We start from the raw sequence: 15100 nt of genomic DNA, 5'->3' as shown, positions 1-15100 counted from the left end.
CCGGTCGGCGCGCCGATACAGTGCTCGATCATGACCGCACTGCACGAGGCGTCCGCCGGGGCACCGGGCGACACGGCGGGCGCCGTCCCGGATGCGCTGGTCTCGGAACTCCGCGATCGCCTGCCGGACCTCGTCGACGTAGCCCTGGATGACCCCTCGGTCGCCACCGAGTTCGGCCGTCGCGTGGCCGAGGCCGACCGGGCGGGCGTGCGGGCGCACGTGCGGTCGGCGGTGCTGCGCGGCAGCCAGGGCATCCTGCGGTACACCAACCCGGAGATCGCGGGACTGCGGCTGGCCCGGCAGGCGCTGGCCGACCACGAGCAACGCGACGCCACCCCGGCCGTGCGAACGCCGTCGGCCCGGGACCGGAAGGGCCACGCGCTCACCGGCGCCGCGATGTGGCCGGGCCTGGTGTTCCCGCTCGCGGCCTGGCAGCTCGGCCAGACTTCGCTGAGCGGCGGCGCGCGGTTCTGGATCTTCCTGGCCGGGGCGGTGGTGGGCGGGTTCTCGCTGCGTTGGGCCCACCGGCTGATCGCCAGGGCAGGCACGAGGTTCGCCGGCAAGCCCGCCCGGGCCGGCGCCGGCTTCCCGGTGACGACCGCGATTGCGACGACCTTTCTGCTGGTGTTGTGGCGGCTGTGGCCGTCGTCGAAGGCGGCGATGGGGCCGTTCTGGGCCACCGTGGTGTGGGTGCTGGCCGGGCTGGCCGCCGGGTTCGTGCTCCTGACGGCGTGCCTGGCGACCTTCAGCCCGGAGAAGGACGAGGAGCCGGGACGCCGCATCCCGCCGCCGGTGGTCGCGCGGACCACGCTCACCGCCGCGGTGGCCGCGGTGGCGGCTTACCTCCTGTTGTCGCACGTGATTCCGTTGCCGTGGCCGGACTGGCAGGTGTGGTTGCTCGCCGACGGCGTCACCCTGCTGGTCCTCGTGCTGGGCGGCCCGCTGTCGCTGAGCCCCGGGCTGGTGCCCGCCCGGCTGTCGCAGGACCCGGACCGGCGCGGCAGTGCGAAGTGGACCGCCACGCGGGACGCGTTGCGGGTGCGCGTCGGCGAGGCCGAGCGGGACTGGCTGTCCGCGGCGATGCGCGCGGTGCTCCCGGCGGTCACTCGGCACCTGAACGAGGCGGTGAACCCGTCGTTCAGCACGGTGCTGCCGGAGCTCAACCGCGCCGGCCTCGGGCTGATGCGCGCGGGCGACCGCATCGTCGACACCGCCGCGTTCACCCGGCTGCGCCGGCTCACCAGCGGGATCAGCGGCGGGGCCATCGGTGTGGCCGGGCCGCGCGGCGCGGGCAAGTCGACCCTGCTGGAGGCCTACCAGGCGGGCCGGTTCCTCGAGGCGGGCCGTCAGCACATCGTGGTCCTGGAAAGCGTCCCGGTGCGCTACGACGCCCGCGAGTTCGTCCTCCACCTCTTCGCGCGCACTTGCGCCGAGGTGCTCGGGTTCTGCGCCGCGCGGATCAAGGACCGGCCGCCGCGGTGGACCGAGCGGCTCGCGCTGCTGCGGCCCGCCGCGCCGTTGCTGGCCGCCGTCGTCCTGTGGGTCGTGGTCGGGTTCGTCGGCGCGGCCGCGGTCAACGGGCCGCGCCAGGACCTCGGCAGCTGGCTGTCGGCCATGTGGTGGCCGCTCGTCGTCGTGCTGGCCGGGATGACCGTGCTGTACCTGGCGCGGCGGCGCCGGTTCACGCCGGCGCCCGCGCCCGCCCTCACCCGCAGGCCGCGGGACCTGCCCGGACTGCGGGACCTGGCCAGGGAAACCCTGGACGGCATCGAGTTCCAGCAGAAGCACACCTCGGGGTGGTCGGGCAAGGTCGGCCTGCTGTTCGGGGCGGAGACCGGGCTCAGCGACTCCCGCGAGCTGACCCGCCAGCCGCGCAGCTACCCGCAGATCGTGCACGAGTTCGGCGAGTTCCTCCGCACCACGATCGACTGCGTCTCCCGCCTGCCGGACATCGCCACGCCCTCGGTGGTGATCGTGCTCGACGAGCTGGACAAGATCCTCTCCCCGGAGGAGGCGCAGGACTTCGTCAACGAGGTCAAGGCCCTGTTCAACCTGGACGTCCCCGGGTTCCTGTTCCTGGTGTCGGTGTCGGAGGACGCGCTCGCGTCGTTCGAACGGCGCGGGCTGCCGGTGCGGGACGCGTTCGACAGCGCCTTCGACATGATCTTCCGGCTGGACCACCTGCGCCTGCCGGACGCCAGCGCCGTGCTCGGCGCCCGCGTGCTGGGCCTGCCCGAGCCGTTCGTCTGCCTCTGCCACTGCCTGGCCGGCGGGCTGCCGCGGGAGCTGATCCGCGTCGCGCGGCTGGTGACCGCGGAGCCCGGGGCGCTCGACGCGGTGTGCCGCCGGGTGGTCGACGAAGACCTGAAGGGCAAACTCGCCGGGCTGCGCACAGTCGTCGCACGCGAGGCGTACGACCACGCGCGGGCCAGCGAGCTGGTCCGGCACGTCGAGGCGCACGCCGTGCCGGACGCGCCGGTCCTGCTGAAGGCGGCGACGCGACCGCCCGTCTCGCCCGGCGACGACGAGGGCCTGCGCCGGGTCCAGCTCGAAACCCTCGGCTACCTCTACTACCTGGGCACGATCCGGGAGGTTTTCGGCGACGGCTTCGGCGAGGCCGAGCTGGCGCGCGGCCGGGACAGCGAAGGCGACGCCTCCTTCGACACGCTCACCTCGGTGCGCCAGCTGTTCGCGGTGAACGCCCGGCTGGCGTGGCTGACGGTCAGCGCGTTCCGCGAGGCGTGGGGGCTGGAGGCGGTGACGCCCCCGGAGGCCGGGTGACGTGTCAGGCCCGCGGCGGCCGGGTATGCGCCTTGCGGAGACGAGTTCACCGGGAGGTGTGATGAAGGAACAGGAGATCGTCGCCGCCGTGCGCCGGACCGCCGGGCTGGAGGACGCCGGGCACGCTGCCGACGCCACCCGCGCGACCCTGACCGTGCTGGGGCAGCGGCTCGCCGGCGGTGAGCCCGGTGACCTGGCCGGACAGCTGCCCGCCGGCATCAAGGAGGCGCTGCCCGAGACCGGTGAGGGCGCGTCGTTCGGCGTCGAGGAGTTCTACCGGCGCGTCATGGACGCGGAAGGCCACGGCTGCACGCAGGACGGCGCCCGCGAGCACGCCCGTGCGGTCGTCGCGGCGCTGAAGGCGGGCGTGAGCGAGGGCGAGTTCGACGACCTGGCGCAGCAGCTGCCCGCCGACTACCGCGACGACCTGCTATCCACGGCGCCGGTGAACGAGCACCGCTAGACGCCGCCGGGGAAACCCTGCTGCCGCCAGGCCTCGAACACCGCGATGGCGGCGGTGTTGGCCAGGTTGAGCGAGCGGACGCCCGGCTTCATCGGCACGCGCACGCGGTCGGTGACCTGCGGGGCGTCCTGCACCTCCGCGGGCAGCCCGGACGATTCGGGCCCGAACAGCAGCACGTCGCCCGGCTGGTACGCCACCTCGGTGTACCACCGGGTGGCGCCGGCGCTGAACGCGTACACGTTCGCCGGCAGCAGCGCCTTCCACGCGCTGTCCAGGTCCGGGTGCACGTGCACGTCGGCCAGGTCGTGGTAGTCCAGCCCGGCGCGGCGCAGGTGCTTGTCCTCGAACCGGAAGCCCAGCGGCTCGACGAGGTGCAGCTGGCAGCCCGAGTTGGCCGCGAGCCGGATCGCGTTGCCCGTGTTGGGCGGGATCTCCGGCTGGTAGAAGAGAATCCGGAACATTCGAGTTGATCGTTTCCGTTCACCTGTGGTTCGCCCGTCCGGACGCTGACGGCCATGTCCGGCCGTGAGCATCCTGGTGCTCCCATCCCACCACAGGAGGACCTCACATGGTCGTGCGCCCGAACCACCTGTCCCGCCGCCGGTTCCTCGGCTTCAGCGGGGCGGGAGCCGCGGCGGTGCTGCTCGGCACCGGCGCCTGGACGGCGGCGAATGCCTACGCCAGCCCCGTCAAGGGGACCAACCCGTTCACGCTCGGCGTCGCCTCCGGCGACCCGGCCCCCGACGGAGTCGTGCTGTGGACCCGGCTCGCCCCGGAACCGTTCGCCGCCGACGGCGCGGGCGGGATGCCCGCGGTCCCGGTCCGGGTCGAGTACGAGGTGGCCCACGACGAGCGGTTCCGCGCCGTGGTGCGGCGGGGCAGCGCGATCGCCACCCCCGAGCTGGGCCACTCGGTGCACCCGGAGATCTCCGGCCTGGCGCCCGACCACGAGTACTTCTACCGGTTCCGCGTCGGCGGCGAGATCTCGATGGTCGGCCGCACCCGCACCGCCCCGGCGCTGTGGTCGTCGCCGCGGGAGCTGAACTTCGCGTTCGCCTCCTGCCAGGCCTGGCAGGACGGCTACTACACCGCCTACGAGCACATGGCCGCCGAGGACCTGGACTTCGTCGTGCACCTCGGCGACTACCTGTACGAGTCCGGCGTGGGCACCAACAAGCGCGGCGTGACCGTCGAGGACAAGTTCAAGACCGAGACCTTCGACCTCGCCCGCTACCGCCTGCAGTACGCGCTCTACAAGGCGGAGGCGCCGCTGCAGGCCGCACACGCCCGCTTCCCCTGGATCCACACCATCGACGACCACGAGGTCGAGAACAACTGGGCCGGCGACATCTCGCAGGCCGACACCGAGCCCGACCAGGACCCGGCCGTGTTCCGGCAGCGGCGGGCGCAGGCGTTCCAGGCCAACTACGAGAACCTGCCCTACCGGCACACGCAGATGCCGTCCGGGCCGAACGTGCGGCTGCACCGCCGCCTGTCCTACGGGCAGCTGGCCGAGATCACCATGCTGGACACCCGCCAGTACCGCGACGACCAGCCCTGCGGCGACGGCAACTCGGCCACCTGCACCGAGCGACTCGACCCGGAGCGCACCCTGCTCGGCCCGCAGCAGCGGGAGTGGCTCATCGACGGGTTCTCCCGGTCGAAGGCGCGCTGGCAGGTGCTGGGCAACCAGGCGCCGATGGGCCAGACCGACCGCGATCCGGGCGCGCCGGTGGACGTGTGGCTGGACCCGTGGGACGGCTACGTCGCCGAGCGCAACAAGGTGCTGGCCGCGGCGCAGGACCGGGACGTGCGCAACCTGGTCGTGATCACCGGCGACCGGCACCAGAACTACGCCTGGGACCTCAAGCGCGACTACGCCGACCCGGGCTCGGCCACCGTCGGCAGCGAGTTCGTCGGCACCTCGATCACCAGCGGCGGCGACGGCGCGGACATGAACACCGACGGCACGAACTTCCTCGCGGCCAACCCGCACATGAAGTTCTTCAACGCCCAGCGCGGCTACGTGCGGGTGAACGTCAACCGGCAGCGGTGGCGCAGCGACTTCCGGGTCGTGCCGTACGTGACGACGCCGGGCGCGCCGATCAGCACGCGCGCCAGCTACGTCGTGGAGGACCGGCGGCCGGGCGTTCAGGAGGCCTGAGCGGGCCGCCGGGCCAGGACGAACGCCTGCGGGGCCGTTTCGGGGAACGGCCCCGCTTCGTCCGGTGCGCGCGCTCCAGCCGGGCGCGCACCTCGAACCCGGCCTCGGTGAGCAGGGCGGCCACCTCGTCCACGCGGCGCTGGTGGAAGTCCAGGCTCACCCGGTGCCCGCCGACCTCGTCCCGGTGCACGGGCTCGTCGCCGCCCCCGAACGCCAGCTGCAGCCAGCCGCCGGGCGCGAGGACCCGGCGGAACCCGGCGAGCACCGCGGGCAGCGTGTCCGGCGGGACGTGGATGATCGAGTACCAGGCCACGAGCCCGCCGAGGCTGCCGTCGGGGAGGTCGAGCGCGGTCATCGACCCGACCTCGAAGTGGACGCCCGGGTGGGTGCGCCGGGCCACGGCGACCATCTCCGGGGACAGGTCGATGCCGAACGCGTCCACGCCGAGGCCCCGCAGGTGCGCCGTGATGCGGCCGGAACCGCAGCCGACGTCGGCCACCGGACCGCCGGCGAGTTCGGCGAACGCGGCGAGCACGGCGCGGTCGAGCGGTTTGACCGCCAGCTCGTCGCGGATCCACTCGGCGAACTCGCCGGCGATGGCGTCGTAGGCCGCGCGGGTGTCCCGCACGAAGGCGGGTTCGCTCACGTGTGGGCCAGCAGCTTGGCGCGCACGTCCTCCGGCGGCGCGGCCTTGGCCAGGGTCCGGGCGTCGACGAACACGTAGCGGTTCGTGCCGGTCGCGATCAGGTCGTCGCCGCGGCGGACGGTGAACGCCAGGATCATCGAGGTCGTGCCGAGGTGGTCGATCGCGACCTCGACGACCAGTTCGTCGTCGAACCGGCTCGGCGCGCGGTACCGCAGGTTCGACTCGGCCACCACGCAGTCCACGCCCTGGTCGCGCAGCGCGTCGTAGGAGCCGAAGATCGCCTTGAAGAACTCGAACGAGGCCATGTCGAAGTAGGCCAGGTAGTGGGCGTTGAAGACGATGCCCTGCGGATCGCACTCGTGGAAGCGGACGCGCAGCGGCATGGCCACGACCGGCGGGCGGGACTGGGTCACCGGTGCTCCTTCCTCGCTCAGCCGTGCAACGCGCGGTAGGTCGCCACGGCTCCGGGGTGCAGGGGAACGGTACCGGTTCCGATCAGCGAACGTACATCGAGAAACTGGGTCGCCACAGCCTGCGCGGGCACCAGCTGGGCGGCCCGCTGCACGAGCACGCGGGTGACCGCGGCGGCCACGTCGGCGGGCAGGTCCGGGCGGCAGACGAGCAGGCTCGCCACGCCGATGGTGTCGACCTCGGGGGAGCGGTAGGCGCCGGCGGGCACGCGCACGGCTTCCTGGCCGGGGCCGCGCAACGCGGGGAGGTAGGGGGCCAGCGGCAGCAGGCGGATGCCGATTTCATTGTCCAATGTGGACAGAACTGGCAGCGGGACGCCGCCGGAGACGAGCATCGCGTCGATCCGGCCCTGGCGGAGGGCCTCGCCGGCTTCGAGCATCGGCAGGTGCCGGTCGACGATCGCGACCCCGGCCGCGGCGAAGAGCCGCTCGCCGAGGACGGCCGCGCCGGAGCGGGGCGCGCTGAGGGAGACGGTGCGCCCGGCGAGGCCGGCGACCGAGGTGATGGGGGAGTCGGCGCGGACGGCGAGCTGGAGGTAGTTCTCGTAGACGCGGCCGAGCGCGCACACCTCGATGCGGCGGCCGAAGGGGGCCGCGCCATCGGTGGCGGCGCCCGCGATGTCGGCGAGGCTGAGGGCGAGCTCGGCCGCGCCGGCGTCGAGCATCTCCAGGTTGGCGACGCTGGCCTCGGTCGGCAGCGCGACGGTGTGCAGGCGGGGGTGGGCGGCGTTCAGCTCCGCGGCGAGGAGCTGGCCGAAGGCGAGGTAGAACCCGGCTTCCTCCCCGGTGGCGATGCGCAGCGTTCCCGTGGGCCCGCCGGGACGGGGCGGGGCGCCGGCCCCGAGGAGGGCCCCGGTGGCCGCGACGGCGATCCCGGCGCGGAGCAGGCTGCGGCGGCTGGTCATGGCGCGGCTCCGCTGGGGCGGCGGTTGGGGGCGGTACTTCCGGGAGCAAGACCGCGCGCCGGCGGCGGCACGACTCCGGCCCGGCCGGTGGCCGGGAGTGTGGCTTGGATGGTCATGCGGCCCCGCCCGGGGCACCCGTGCGGCGCGCGCCGCGGACCCTGCTGACCGCCGCGAGGCGGCGCGTTCCGCCGCGCGAGGCAGGCTGCGGGTGGCGCGTCGCGCCCGGCGGCAGGCGCGGGAAGTGCGGTGAGTGCCGCCGGGCGGCGAGATTCGCCCGCGGCGGCCCGTAGGCTGCCGGGAGTGGTTGGCCTGGCGGCGGGTGGCGGGGTGCCACGCCGTGTCGCGGCCGCGGTGGCCAGTGCACCATCGTGGCCGGCCTCGGCACGCAGACCGTGGCGGGCCTCGGCGGGCAGCGTGCTCACGACGCACCCACCTCCGCGCGAGGCAGCAGCACCCGCACCACCAAGCCGTGCGGCTCCGCGGCCCGGAGTTCGATCCGGCCGCCCCGGCCCGCCGTCAGGCGCTCGGCGATGGCCAGGCCCAGGCCCGTTCCGGGCAGGTTCCGGTGCCGTTCGGCGCGCCAGAACCGTGCCTGCGCCTGCGCCAGCTCCTCCGCGGACAGCCCGGGCCCGGCATCCGCCACCGACACGACCACCCACGCGCCCTCGGCCCCGCACGAGACCGTGACCTCCGTGCCCGGCGCGTACTTCAGCGCGTTGTCCAGCAGCACGTCCAGCACCTGCGCCAGCTCGGCCTCCGTCGCCGCCGCGTGGGCCGGGCTCCCGGTGAAGCGCAACGACACCCCGGCCCGCTCCGCGGCGGGCTGCCACAGGTGCACCTGCGCCTCCGCCACGGCCGCCGCGTCACACGAGGCGCCCTCGCCGGACACGGCCAGCTCGCCCGCCCGGTGCTCGGCCGCCGCCAGGGTCAGCAGGTCGTCCAGCAGGGCCTCCAGGCGGTCCAGCTCCCCGACCGCGCCCTCGTACGTCCGCCTGGCCGACGCGGGCAGCGACGACCCGAGCGCGTCGACCCGCAACCGCAGCGCCGTCATCGGGTTGCGCATCTGGTGCGAGGTGTCCGCGACCAGCCGTCGCTGCTGGTCCAGCGCCGCCGTGACCGTGTCCGACATCCGGTTGAAACCCGCCGTCAGCTGCCGCAGCTCGGGCGGCCCGGCCAGGTCCGCGTGCACCGGCCGCAGCCCCGCGGTCAGGTCGCCCACCGCGCGGTCCAAACGCCGCATCGGGCCCAGCACCCACCGCGTCGCCCCGAGCGCGAGCCCGGCGCCGGCCAGCGTCACCAGCGCCGCCCCGGCCAGGACCGCGAACCAGCTGCGGCCCACGTCCGCCGCGGCCGCCGCCACCGACGCCCGCAGCACCACCGCTCCCGACACCTTCGTGCCCGTCCCGGCCGGCCGCGCCAGCAGCACCGGCGTCCGCGACCACGGCCGCACGGTCGCCGCGGGCTGGCTCGGCTGGTTCCGCAACGCGGCGTCGACCAGCTCCGCGACCACCGGGTCCGACGCGCTCAGCCCACCGGTCTCGGCCACCGGCGCGCGCCGGGTGGTGACCACCACGATCCCCTCGCCGTACAGCTCGGTGTACCGCGTCACCTCGGCCCGCAGCGCCGATGCGTCACCCGCGGCGACCGCCTGGTCGGCCAGCGCCGCGAACCGGTCCAGGTCCGCGGTCCGCGCGAGCAGCAGCTGCTGGGTGCGCTCGGTGGCGGTCACGGTCAGCAGCGGCAGCGCGAACCCCGCGGTCGCGAGCACGACGAAGGCCAGCAGGACGGCCAGGACCCGGGTGCGCACCTACGCGCCCAGCCGGTAGCCGAACCCGCGGATCGTGGTCAGCAGCTCCGGCCGCCGCAGCTTCGCCCGCAGCTGCGTCAGGTGCACGTCCAGAGACCGGGACACCGCCACGTACGCGTCGCCCCACACCTCGTCCATCAGCTGCTGCCTGCTCACCGCCGTGCCCGCCCGCCGCGCCAGCGCCGCCAGCACGGCGAACTCTTTCGCGGTCAGCTCGACCTCCGCGCCGCCCACCACGACCCGCCGCGCGCCGAGGTCCACCTCGATGTCGCCGACGACGACCACCTGCGGTTCCGGCCGCGCGGCCGCGGCCCGCCGGGTCACGGCCTCGATCCGGGCCAGCAGCTCGCTCAGCCGCACCGGTTTGACCAGGTAGTCGTCCGCCCCGAGCCGCAGCCCGCGCACCACCGACCGTTCGTCGCCGCGCGCGGTGAGCACGATGACCGGCAGCGTGCTCACCGCCCGCAGCTTGCGCAGCACTTCCAGGCCGTCCAGGTCGGGCAGGCCGAGGTCGAGCAGGGCCAGGTCGGCGTCGCGGTGGGCGAGCAGCGCGTCCTCGCCGCGCCGCACCCGGGTGGGCTGGTGGCCGTGCGCGCCGAGCGAGTCGACGAGGGCATCGGCCACCCCGTCGTCGTCCTCGACCAGCAACACGCGCACGGCCCTACACACTACGGGCGGTCCATCGCCGAGTCCTTGCTGGTGTCCCGCATCCGCACGTAGATGACCAGCGAGGCGAACACGACCGCGGTCACGTACCAGAAGAACAGCGACTCGTGCCCGGCCTGCTTGAACCACAGCGCGATGTACTCGGCGGTGCCGCCGAACACGGCGACCGCGACCGAGTAGGGCAGCCCGACGCCCAGCGCGCGGATGTTGGTCGGGAACAGCTCGGCCTTCACCACCGCGCTGATCGAGGTGTAGAGCGCGCTGATCGCCAGCGGCACCACCATCAGCACGAACGCGAACACCGGGTTGCGCGTGTGCGAGAGCAGCGTCAGCGACGGCACGGTCACCAGCGTGCCCAGCACCCCGAACCCGATCAGCAGCGGACGGCGGCCCACCCGGTCGGACAGCGCCCCGTACAGCGGCTGCAGCAGCACGAACACCACCAGCGCGAAGAAGTTGATCCACGCCGCGTTCGGCTTGCTGATGCCGCTGGTGTTGACCATGAACTTCTGCAGGTAGGTCGTGTAGGTGTAGAAGAACAGCGTGCCGCCCATGGTCAGGCCGACCACGAGGGCGACCTCCTTGGGGTGCTTGGCGAGCGCCTTGAGCGTGCCGTGCGCGGCGCGGTCGCGGTCGGCCTTGGCGGCCTCGAAGTCGGCCGACTCGTCCATGCCGCGGCGCAGCCAGAACACGATCAGCGCGCCGAACGCGCCGATGCCGAACGCGATCCGCCAGCCCCAGCTGTCCAGCTGCTCGGTGGTCAGCACCTGCTGCAGCAGGATCTGCACCGCGAGCGCGACCAGCTGGCCCGCGATCAGCGTGACGTACTGGTAGCTGGAGTAGTAGCCGCGCTTGCCGCGCGTGGCGACCTCCGACATGTACGTCGCCGAGGTGGAGTACTCGCCGCCGACCGAGATGCCCTGCAGCAGCCGCGCCAGCACCAGCAGCAGCGGCGCTGCGATGCCGATCGAGGCGTAGCCCGGCGTCAGCGCGATCAGCAGCGAGCCCGCGGCCATCAGGCTGACCGAGAGCGTCAGCGCCGAGCGCCGCCCGAAGCGGTCGGCGTAGCGGCCGAGCAGCCAGCCGCCGAGCGGCCGCATCAGGAACCCGACCGCGAACACGCCCGCGGTGTTGAGCAGCTGCGCGGTCGAGTCGCCCTTCGGGAAGAAGGTGGCGGCGAAGTACACGCTGAACGCGGTGTAGGCGTACCAGTCGTACCACTCGATCAGGTTGCCGACCGAGCCGCGGAGGATGTTGCTCACCACGCGGCGCCCGGCGCGCCGGTCCGCCCCGGCGTCGATGCCAGTCGTCATCAGGAACTCCCTTGTCTCATGACCGCGGACCACGTTCGGTGGCGGGGGCCATCGCGGACAAGGGAGTGCGCGCAGACCTAACAGTCCCTTAAGCCGGCACGCCTCGTGACCGGGCTCACCGGGTTACTTCCAGGTAGTGGGCCGGGCGGTGCTGCCCCGCCTCCGGGCCGCCGGATAACCTCACCGGGCAACTGAGGGAACTCGAACGAGGAGTGTCACGTGGGACGGTCCGTACTGGTCACCGGCGGCAACCGCGGCATCGGCCTGGCCATCGCCCGGGGCCTCGCCGAGGCCGGGCACCAGGTGGCGGTGACGCACCGCGGGTCCGGCGCGCCGGAGGGCCTGTTCGGCGTGCAGGCCGACGTCACCGACAGCGAGCAGGTCGACGCGGCGTTCAAGCAGGTCGAGGAGCACCAGGGCCCGGTCGAGGTGGTCGTGTCCAACGCCGGCATCACCGACGACACGCTGCTCATGCGGATGAGCGAGGACCAGTTCACCCGGGTCGTCGACGCCAACCTCACCGGCGCCTACCGGGTCGCCAAGCGCGCCTCGCGCGGCATGCTGCGCGGCAAGTGGGGCCGGTTCATCTTCATCTCGTCCGTGGTGGGCCTCTCCGGCGGCGCCGGGCAGGTCAACTACGCCGCGAGCAAGGCCGGCCTGGTCGGCATGGCGCGGTCGCTGGCCCGCGAGCTGGGGTCGCGCAACATCACCGCGAACGTGGTGGCGCCCGGGTTCATCGTCACCGACATGACGAACGCGCTGACCGACGACCAGCGCAACGCGGCGCTGAACCAGATCCCGGCGGGGCGCTACGGCGACACCGCGGACATCGCCGCCGCGGTGCGCTTCCTGGCCTCCGACGAGGCGGGCTACATCAACGGCGCCGTGCTGCCGGTCGACGGCGGCCTCGGCATGGGCCACTGACCCTCTTCTCCCGAACCGACACCGAAAGGACTGGCGTGGCCGGACTTCTGGAAGGTAAGCGACTGCTGATCACCGGGGTGATCACCGACGGCTCGATCGCGTTCCACGCGGCGAAGGCCGCGCAGGAGCAGGGCGCGAAGGTCGTGCTCACCGGTTTCGGCCGGCTTTCGCTGGTGGAGCGCATCGCCAAGCGCCTGCCGGAGGAGGCGCCGGTGATCGAGCTGGACGTGCAGAACACCGAGCACCTGGACACGCTGGCCGACCGCGTGCGGGAGCACGTCGACGGCTTGGACGGGGTGCTGCACTCGATCGGCTTCGCGCCGCAGTCCTGCCTGGGCGCGCCGTTCCTGGACGCCCCGAAGGAGGACGTCTCGGTCGCGGTCGAGGTCTCGGCGTACTCGTTCATGTCGCTGACCAAGGCGCTGCTGCCGCTGCTGTCGCGTGGTTCTTCGGTGGTCGGCATGGACTTCGACGCGCGCGTGGCGTGGCCTGCCTACAACTGGATGGGCGTGGCGAAGGCGGCGCTGGAGTCGGTCAACCGGTACCTGGCGCGGGACCTGGGCCCGCAGGGCATCCGGGTGAACCTGGTGGCGGCGGGCCCGGTGAAGACGATGGCCGCCAAGTCCATCCCGGGCTTCGGCGAGCTGGAGGGCGGCTGGGGCGACCGCGCCCCGCTGGGCTGGGACGCCGAGGACCCGACGCCGGTCGCGAAGACCATCTGCGCCGTGCTGTCGGACTGGCTGCCTGCCACCACCGGCTCGATGATCTGGGTCGACGGCGGGGTGCACGCGCTCGGACTCTGACCCCTGAGCGGGCGTGAAGGCGGCCACAGCGGCAGAATCTCTTACCGTGAGTTACGACGCGCTGCTGTGGCTGTCCTTCGGCGGTCCGGAGGGACCGGACGACGTCATGCCGTTCCTGGAGAACGTGACCCGGGGACGGGGGGTGCCGCGCGAACGCCTCCTCGAGGTCGCGGAGCACTACCAGCACTTCGGTGGCGTGTCGCCGATCAACCGGCTCAACCGCGAGGCGATCGCCGCGGTGGAGAAGGAGCTGGCCGCGCAGGGCATCGACCTGCCGGTGTACTTCGGCAACCGCAACTGGGAGCCGATGGTGGAGGACACCGTCGCCCGCATGACGGCCGACGGGGTGCGCCGCGCGCTGGTGTTCCCGACCAGCGCCTACGGCGGTTATTCGGCGTGCCGCCAGTACGACGAGGACATCGAGCGGGCGCGCGCCGCGGTCGGTGACGGCGCGCCGGAGCTGGTGAAGCTGCGGCACTTCTTCGACCACCCGCTGTTCGTCGGCGCCTTCGCCGACGCGCTGCGCGCCGGGCTGGAGCAGGTGCCCGGCGGGCGGGTCGTGTTCACCGCGCACTCGGTGCCGGAGAGCGCGGACAAGGCCGCCGGGCCGCCGGAGGAGGGCGGGCGGCGTTACTCGCGGCAGATCCACGAAGCCGCGCGCCTGGTGGCCGCGCAGGCCGGGGTCGCCGAGTACGACGTGGTGTGGCAGTCGCGGTCCGGGCCGCCGCAGGTGCCGTGGCTGGAGCCGGACATCGTCGACCACATCGACGCGCTGCACGCCGCCGGTGTCCAGGGCGTCGTCGTGTGCCCGGTCGGGTTCGTCTCCGACCACCTCGAAGTGATCTGGGACCTGGACAACGAGGCCGCCGAGCGCGCCGCCGAGCACGGCATGGGCTTCGCCCGCGCGGCGACGCCGAACGGCGACCCGCGGTTCGCGGAGCTGGTGGTGGAGCTGGTGCGCGAGCACCTGGCGCAGGCGCCGGCGCGGAAGCTGTCGGACTTCCCGCCGGCCGGCTGCACCGTGAACGGCGCGCCGTGCGCGGTCGGGTGCTGCGAGCCGGTGAAGCGCCCGGCCCGCTGAGTCAGCCCGCGGCGACCTCGTCGAGGACTTCCCGCGCCCGGTCCAGCGCGGTGTGCCAGCCGCCCGGGTCGGGACGGGGGAAGACGTACTCCAGCTCGACGTCGCCGAAGGTGCGCGTGAGGTAGCGCTCGTCCCAGTGCGCGGGCTGCCAGTAGGCCTCGATGCGGGTCACGTCGCCCGCCTCGACGCCGTGGTCCGCCGAGACCCGTTCCCAGGCCTGGCGGAAGGCGTCGACGGCCTGCGCGGGCGCGGACTCGGCGAAGACCGCGCCCGCGCCGGTGGTGAACGAGATGAGGTTGCGGGCCGGGTCCACGTAGTCCATGAGGTTCCCCCTGCGGTCCGGACTGGAGACGCGGTGATCAAACCATGGACCGCTCCGGCGCGCTCGTCGGCCGGGCGCTGATCCACCAGGCGCACGGGCCGCACGCCACCAGCGAGCGTCCTGAGTGGACAGCACGCGAGAGCGGGTCCGTCAGCTGTGCAGCGCCTCGGCGACGGTGGGGCGGACGTCGAGCAACTCGGTGAGCCCGGTGATCTCCAGCGGCCGCAGCACGCGCTGGTCGGAGGCGACGACCCGGACGCGCGTGGCGCCACCGCAGCGCTGCTGCAACCCGACCAGCACCCGCATCCCGGCGGAGCCGAAGTACTCCACGCCGGTCAGGTCGACGACCAGCACCGGCGGAATCCGTTCGGCCGACTCGGTCAGGGCCTGCTCCAGGTGCGTGGCGCTCTCCAGGTCCACGTCGCCCGCGACGCGCACCACGACCTCGCGGTCCAGGACGTCGACGCCGACGCGCAGCTGCTCGCGCCCCGGCCCGCCCCCGGGAGCACCGTGCTCAGCCATCACCGCACCAGTCTGGCAAACGGCTCGCGGGCGGCACCAGTGCGCCGGCGTGGGTTTTCACCGCGCGGCGCGTGCGTTCAGCAGGTGCGTCAGCAGGTCGCGCCAGCTGACGATGCCGACCACCTTGCCGTGGTCGACCACTGGCAGGCAGCGCTGGTGCGAATCGACCAGGCCGGTCGCCACCTCCGCGACGTCCGCGTCGGCAGGCGTGGCCAGCGCCGGGGCCCGCATCA

At 73.6% G+C, this 15100-nt stretch carries 16 protein-coding genes; 6 read left to right on the top strand and 10 right to left on the bottom strand.

Annotated features, from left to right (window positions below; genetic code table 11):
* The first annotated feature begins 30 nt into the window (after positions 1–30).
* Entirely contained in the window at positions 31–2781 is a 2751-nt protein-coding gene (locus AMY39116_RS0314950; RefSeq protein ID WP_020418447.1) for a hypothetical protein, read from the top strand.
* A 61-nt stretch (positions 2782–2842) separates the two neighbouring features.
* Positions 2843–3244, top strand: a complete 402-nt coding sequence (locus AMY39116_RS0314945; RefSeq protein WP_020418446.1) for a DUF2267 domain-containing protein — start codon at positions 2843–2845, stop codon at positions 3242–3244.
* On the opposite strand, the gene AMY39116_RS0314940 is transcribed toward AMY39116_RS0314945, so the two are convergent.
* Positions 3241–3705, bottom strand: coding sequence for a tRNA (cytidine(34)-2'-O)-methyltransferase (locus AMY39116_RS0314940; RefSeq protein WP_020418445.1), 465 nt, complete (start codon positions 3703–3705; stop codon positions 3241–3243). The two genes, AMY39116_RS0314945 and AMY39116_RS0314940, sit on opposite strands and share 4 nt — an antisense overlap.
* A gap of 107 nt (positions 3706–3812) precedes the next feature.
* Between AMY39116_RS0314940 and AMY39116_RS0314935 the strand changes: the two genes are divergently transcribed.
* On the top strand, positions 3813–5408 hold the full coding sequence (locus AMY39116_RS0314935; RefSeq protein ID WP_020418444.1) for an alkaline phosphatase: 1596 nt from the start codon (positions 3813–3815) through the stop codon (positions 5406–5408).
* Here the strand turns inward: AMY39116_RS0314935 and AMY39116_RS42870 are convergent.
* The 6 genes from AMY39116_RS42870 to AMY39116_RS0314905 all read right to left on the bottom strand — a co-directional run bounded on the left by AMY39116_RS42870 (position 5350) and on the right by AMY39116_RS0314905 (position 11215).
* Positions 5350–6054: a class I SAM-dependent methyltransferase gene (locus AMY39116_RS42870; RefSeq protein WP_369794312.1), complete on the bottom strand. Its 705-nt coding sequence runs from the start codon at positions 6052–6054 to the stop codon at positions 5350–5352. The genes AMY39116_RS0314935 and AMY39116_RS42870 overlap by 59 nt on opposite strands.
* Positions 6051–6467 carry a thioesterase family protein gene (locus AMY39116_RS0314925; protein ID WP_020418443.1) on the bottom strand — a complete coding sequence of 139 codons (417 nt, stop codon included), beginning with the start codon at positions 6465–6467 and terminating at the stop codon, positions 6051–6053. The genes AMY39116_RS42870 and AMY39116_RS0314925 overlap by 4 nt, the downstream gene beginning before the upstream one ends.
* A 17-nt stretch (positions 6468–6484) precedes the next feature.
* The gene (locus tag AMY39116_RS0314920; RefSeq protein WP_020418442.1) at positions 6485–7429 is read right to left on the bottom strand and encodes a TAXI family TRAP transporter solute-binding subunit; all 945 of its coding nucleotides are present in this window, start codon (positions 7427–7429) and stop codon (positions 6485–6487) included.
* Positions 7430–7847: 418 nt separating this feature from the next.
* Positions 7848–9236, bottom strand: coding sequence for a HAMP domain-containing sensor histidine kinase (locus AMY39116_RS0314915; protein ID WP_020418441.1), 1389 nt, complete (start codon positions 9234–9236; stop codon positions 7848–7850).
* Positions 9237–9893: a response regulator transcription factor gene (locus AMY39116_RS0314910; protein WP_020418440.1), complete on the bottom strand. Its 657-nt coding sequence runs from the start codon at positions 9891–9893 to the stop codon at positions 9237–9239.
* 11 nt (positions 9894–9904) lie between these two features.
* Positions 9905–11215: an MFS transporter gene (locus AMY39116_RS0314905; protein ID WP_020418439.1), complete on the bottom strand. Its 1311-nt coding sequence runs from the start codon at positions 11213–11215 to the stop codon at positions 9905–9907.
* A 219-nt stretch (positions 11216–11434) separates the two neighbouring features.
* On the opposite strand from AMY39116_RS0314905, the gene fabG reads away from it, so the two are divergent.
* The 3 genes from fabG to AMY39116_RS0314890 are packed head-to-tail and all read left to right on the top strand — an operon-like array spanning position 11435 to position 14023.
* Complete coding sequence (gene fabG / locus AMY39116_RS0314900; RefSeq protein ID WP_020418438.1) at positions 11435–12139, top strand: beta-ketoacyl-ACP reductase; 705 nt, start codon at positions 11435–11437, stop codon at positions 12137–12139.
* Between the two features lie 35 nt (positions 12140–12174).
* Complete coding sequence (gene fabI, locus AMY39116_RS0314895; RefSeq protein ID WP_020418437.1) at positions 12175–12942, top strand: enoyl-ACP reductase FabI; 768 nt, start codon at positions 12175–12177, stop codon at positions 12940–12942.
* A 46-nt stretch (positions 12943–12988) separates the two neighbouring features.
* Positions 12989–14023, top strand: coding sequence for a ferrochelatase (locus tag AMY39116_RS0314890; protein ID WP_020418436.1), 1035 nt, complete (start codon positions 12989–12991; stop codon positions 14021–14023).
* 1 nt (position 14024) lies between these two features.
* On the opposite strand, the gene AMY39116_RS0314885 is transcribed toward AMY39116_RS0314890, so the two are convergent.
* The 3 genes from AMY39116_RS0314885 to AMY39116_RS45005 all read right to left on the bottom strand — a co-directional run bounded on the left by AMY39116_RS0314885 (position 14025) and on the right by AMY39116_RS45005 (position 15098).
* Positions 14025–14345: a hypothetical protein gene (locus tag AMY39116_RS0314885; protein WP_020418435.1), complete on the bottom strand. Its 321-nt coding sequence runs from the start codon at positions 14343–14345 to the stop codon at positions 14025–14027.
* A 150-nt stretch (positions 14346–14495) separates the two neighbouring features.
* On the bottom strand, positions 14496–14867 hold the full coding sequence (locus AMY39116_RS0314880) for an anti-sigma factor antagonist (protein ID WP_020418434.1): 372 nt from the start codon (positions 14865–14867) through the stop codon (positions 14496–14498).
* Between the two features lie 57 nt (positions 14868–14924).
* Positions 14925–15098, bottom strand: coding sequence for a CBS domain-containing protein (locus tag AMY39116_RS45005; protein WP_020418433.1), 174 nt, complete (start codon positions 15096–15098; stop codon positions 14925–14927).
* Positions 15099–15100 lie beyond the last annotated feature (2 nt).

Origin of the sequence: Amycolatopsis sp. ATCC 39116, assembly GCF_000231075.2 — a bacterium.
Taxonomy (GTDB): Bacteria; Actinomycetota; Actinomycetes; order Mycobacteriales; family Pseudonocardiaceae; genus Amycolatopsis_E; species Amycolatopsis_E tucumanensis.
The sequence above is the reverse complement of the archived record's forward strand: the minus strand, read 5'-3'. Positions and strand labels throughout refer to the sequence as shown.

Excerpts from the sequence above, each read along its gene's own strand:
- AMY39116_RS0314950 (WP_020418447.1), top strand. The coding sequence starts at position 31 with ATGACCGCACTGCACGAGGCGTCCGCCGGGGCACCGGGCGACACGGCG.
- AMY39116_RS0314945 (WP_020418446.1), top strand. The coding sequence starts at position 2,843 with ATGAAGGAACAGGAGATCGTCGCCGCCGTGCGCCGGACCGCCGGGCTG.
- AMY39116_RS0314940 (WP_020418445.1), bottom strand. The coding sequence starts at position 3,705 with ATGTTCCGGATTCTCTTCTACCAGCCGGAGATCCCGCCCAACACGGGC.
- AMY39116_RS0314935 (WP_020418444.1), top strand. The coding sequence starts at position 3,813 with ATGGTCGTGCGCCCGAACCACCTGTCCCGCCGCCGGTTCCTCGGCTTC.
- AMY39116_RS0314920 (WP_020418442.1), bottom strand. The coding sequence starts at position 7,429 with ATGACCAGCCGCCGCAGCCTGCTCCGCGCCGGGATCGCCGTCGCGGCC.
- AMY39116_RS0314905 (WP_020418439.1), bottom strand. The coding sequence starts at position 11,215 with ATGACGACTGGCATCGACGCCGGGGCGGACCGGCGCGCCGGGCGCCGC.
- AMY39116_RS0314885 (WP_020418435.1), bottom strand. The coding sequence starts at position 14,345 with ATGGACTACGTGGACCCGGCCCGCAACCTCATCTCGTTCACCACCGGC.
- AMY39116_RS0314880 (WP_020418434.1), bottom strand. The coding sequence starts at position 14,867 with ATGGCTGAGCACGGTGCTCCCGGGGGCGGGCCGGGGCGCGAGCAGCTG.
- AMY39116_RS45005 (WP_020418433.1), bottom strand. The coding sequence starts at position 15,098 with ATGCGGGCCCCGGCGCTGGCCACGCCTGCCGACGCGGACGTCGCGGAG.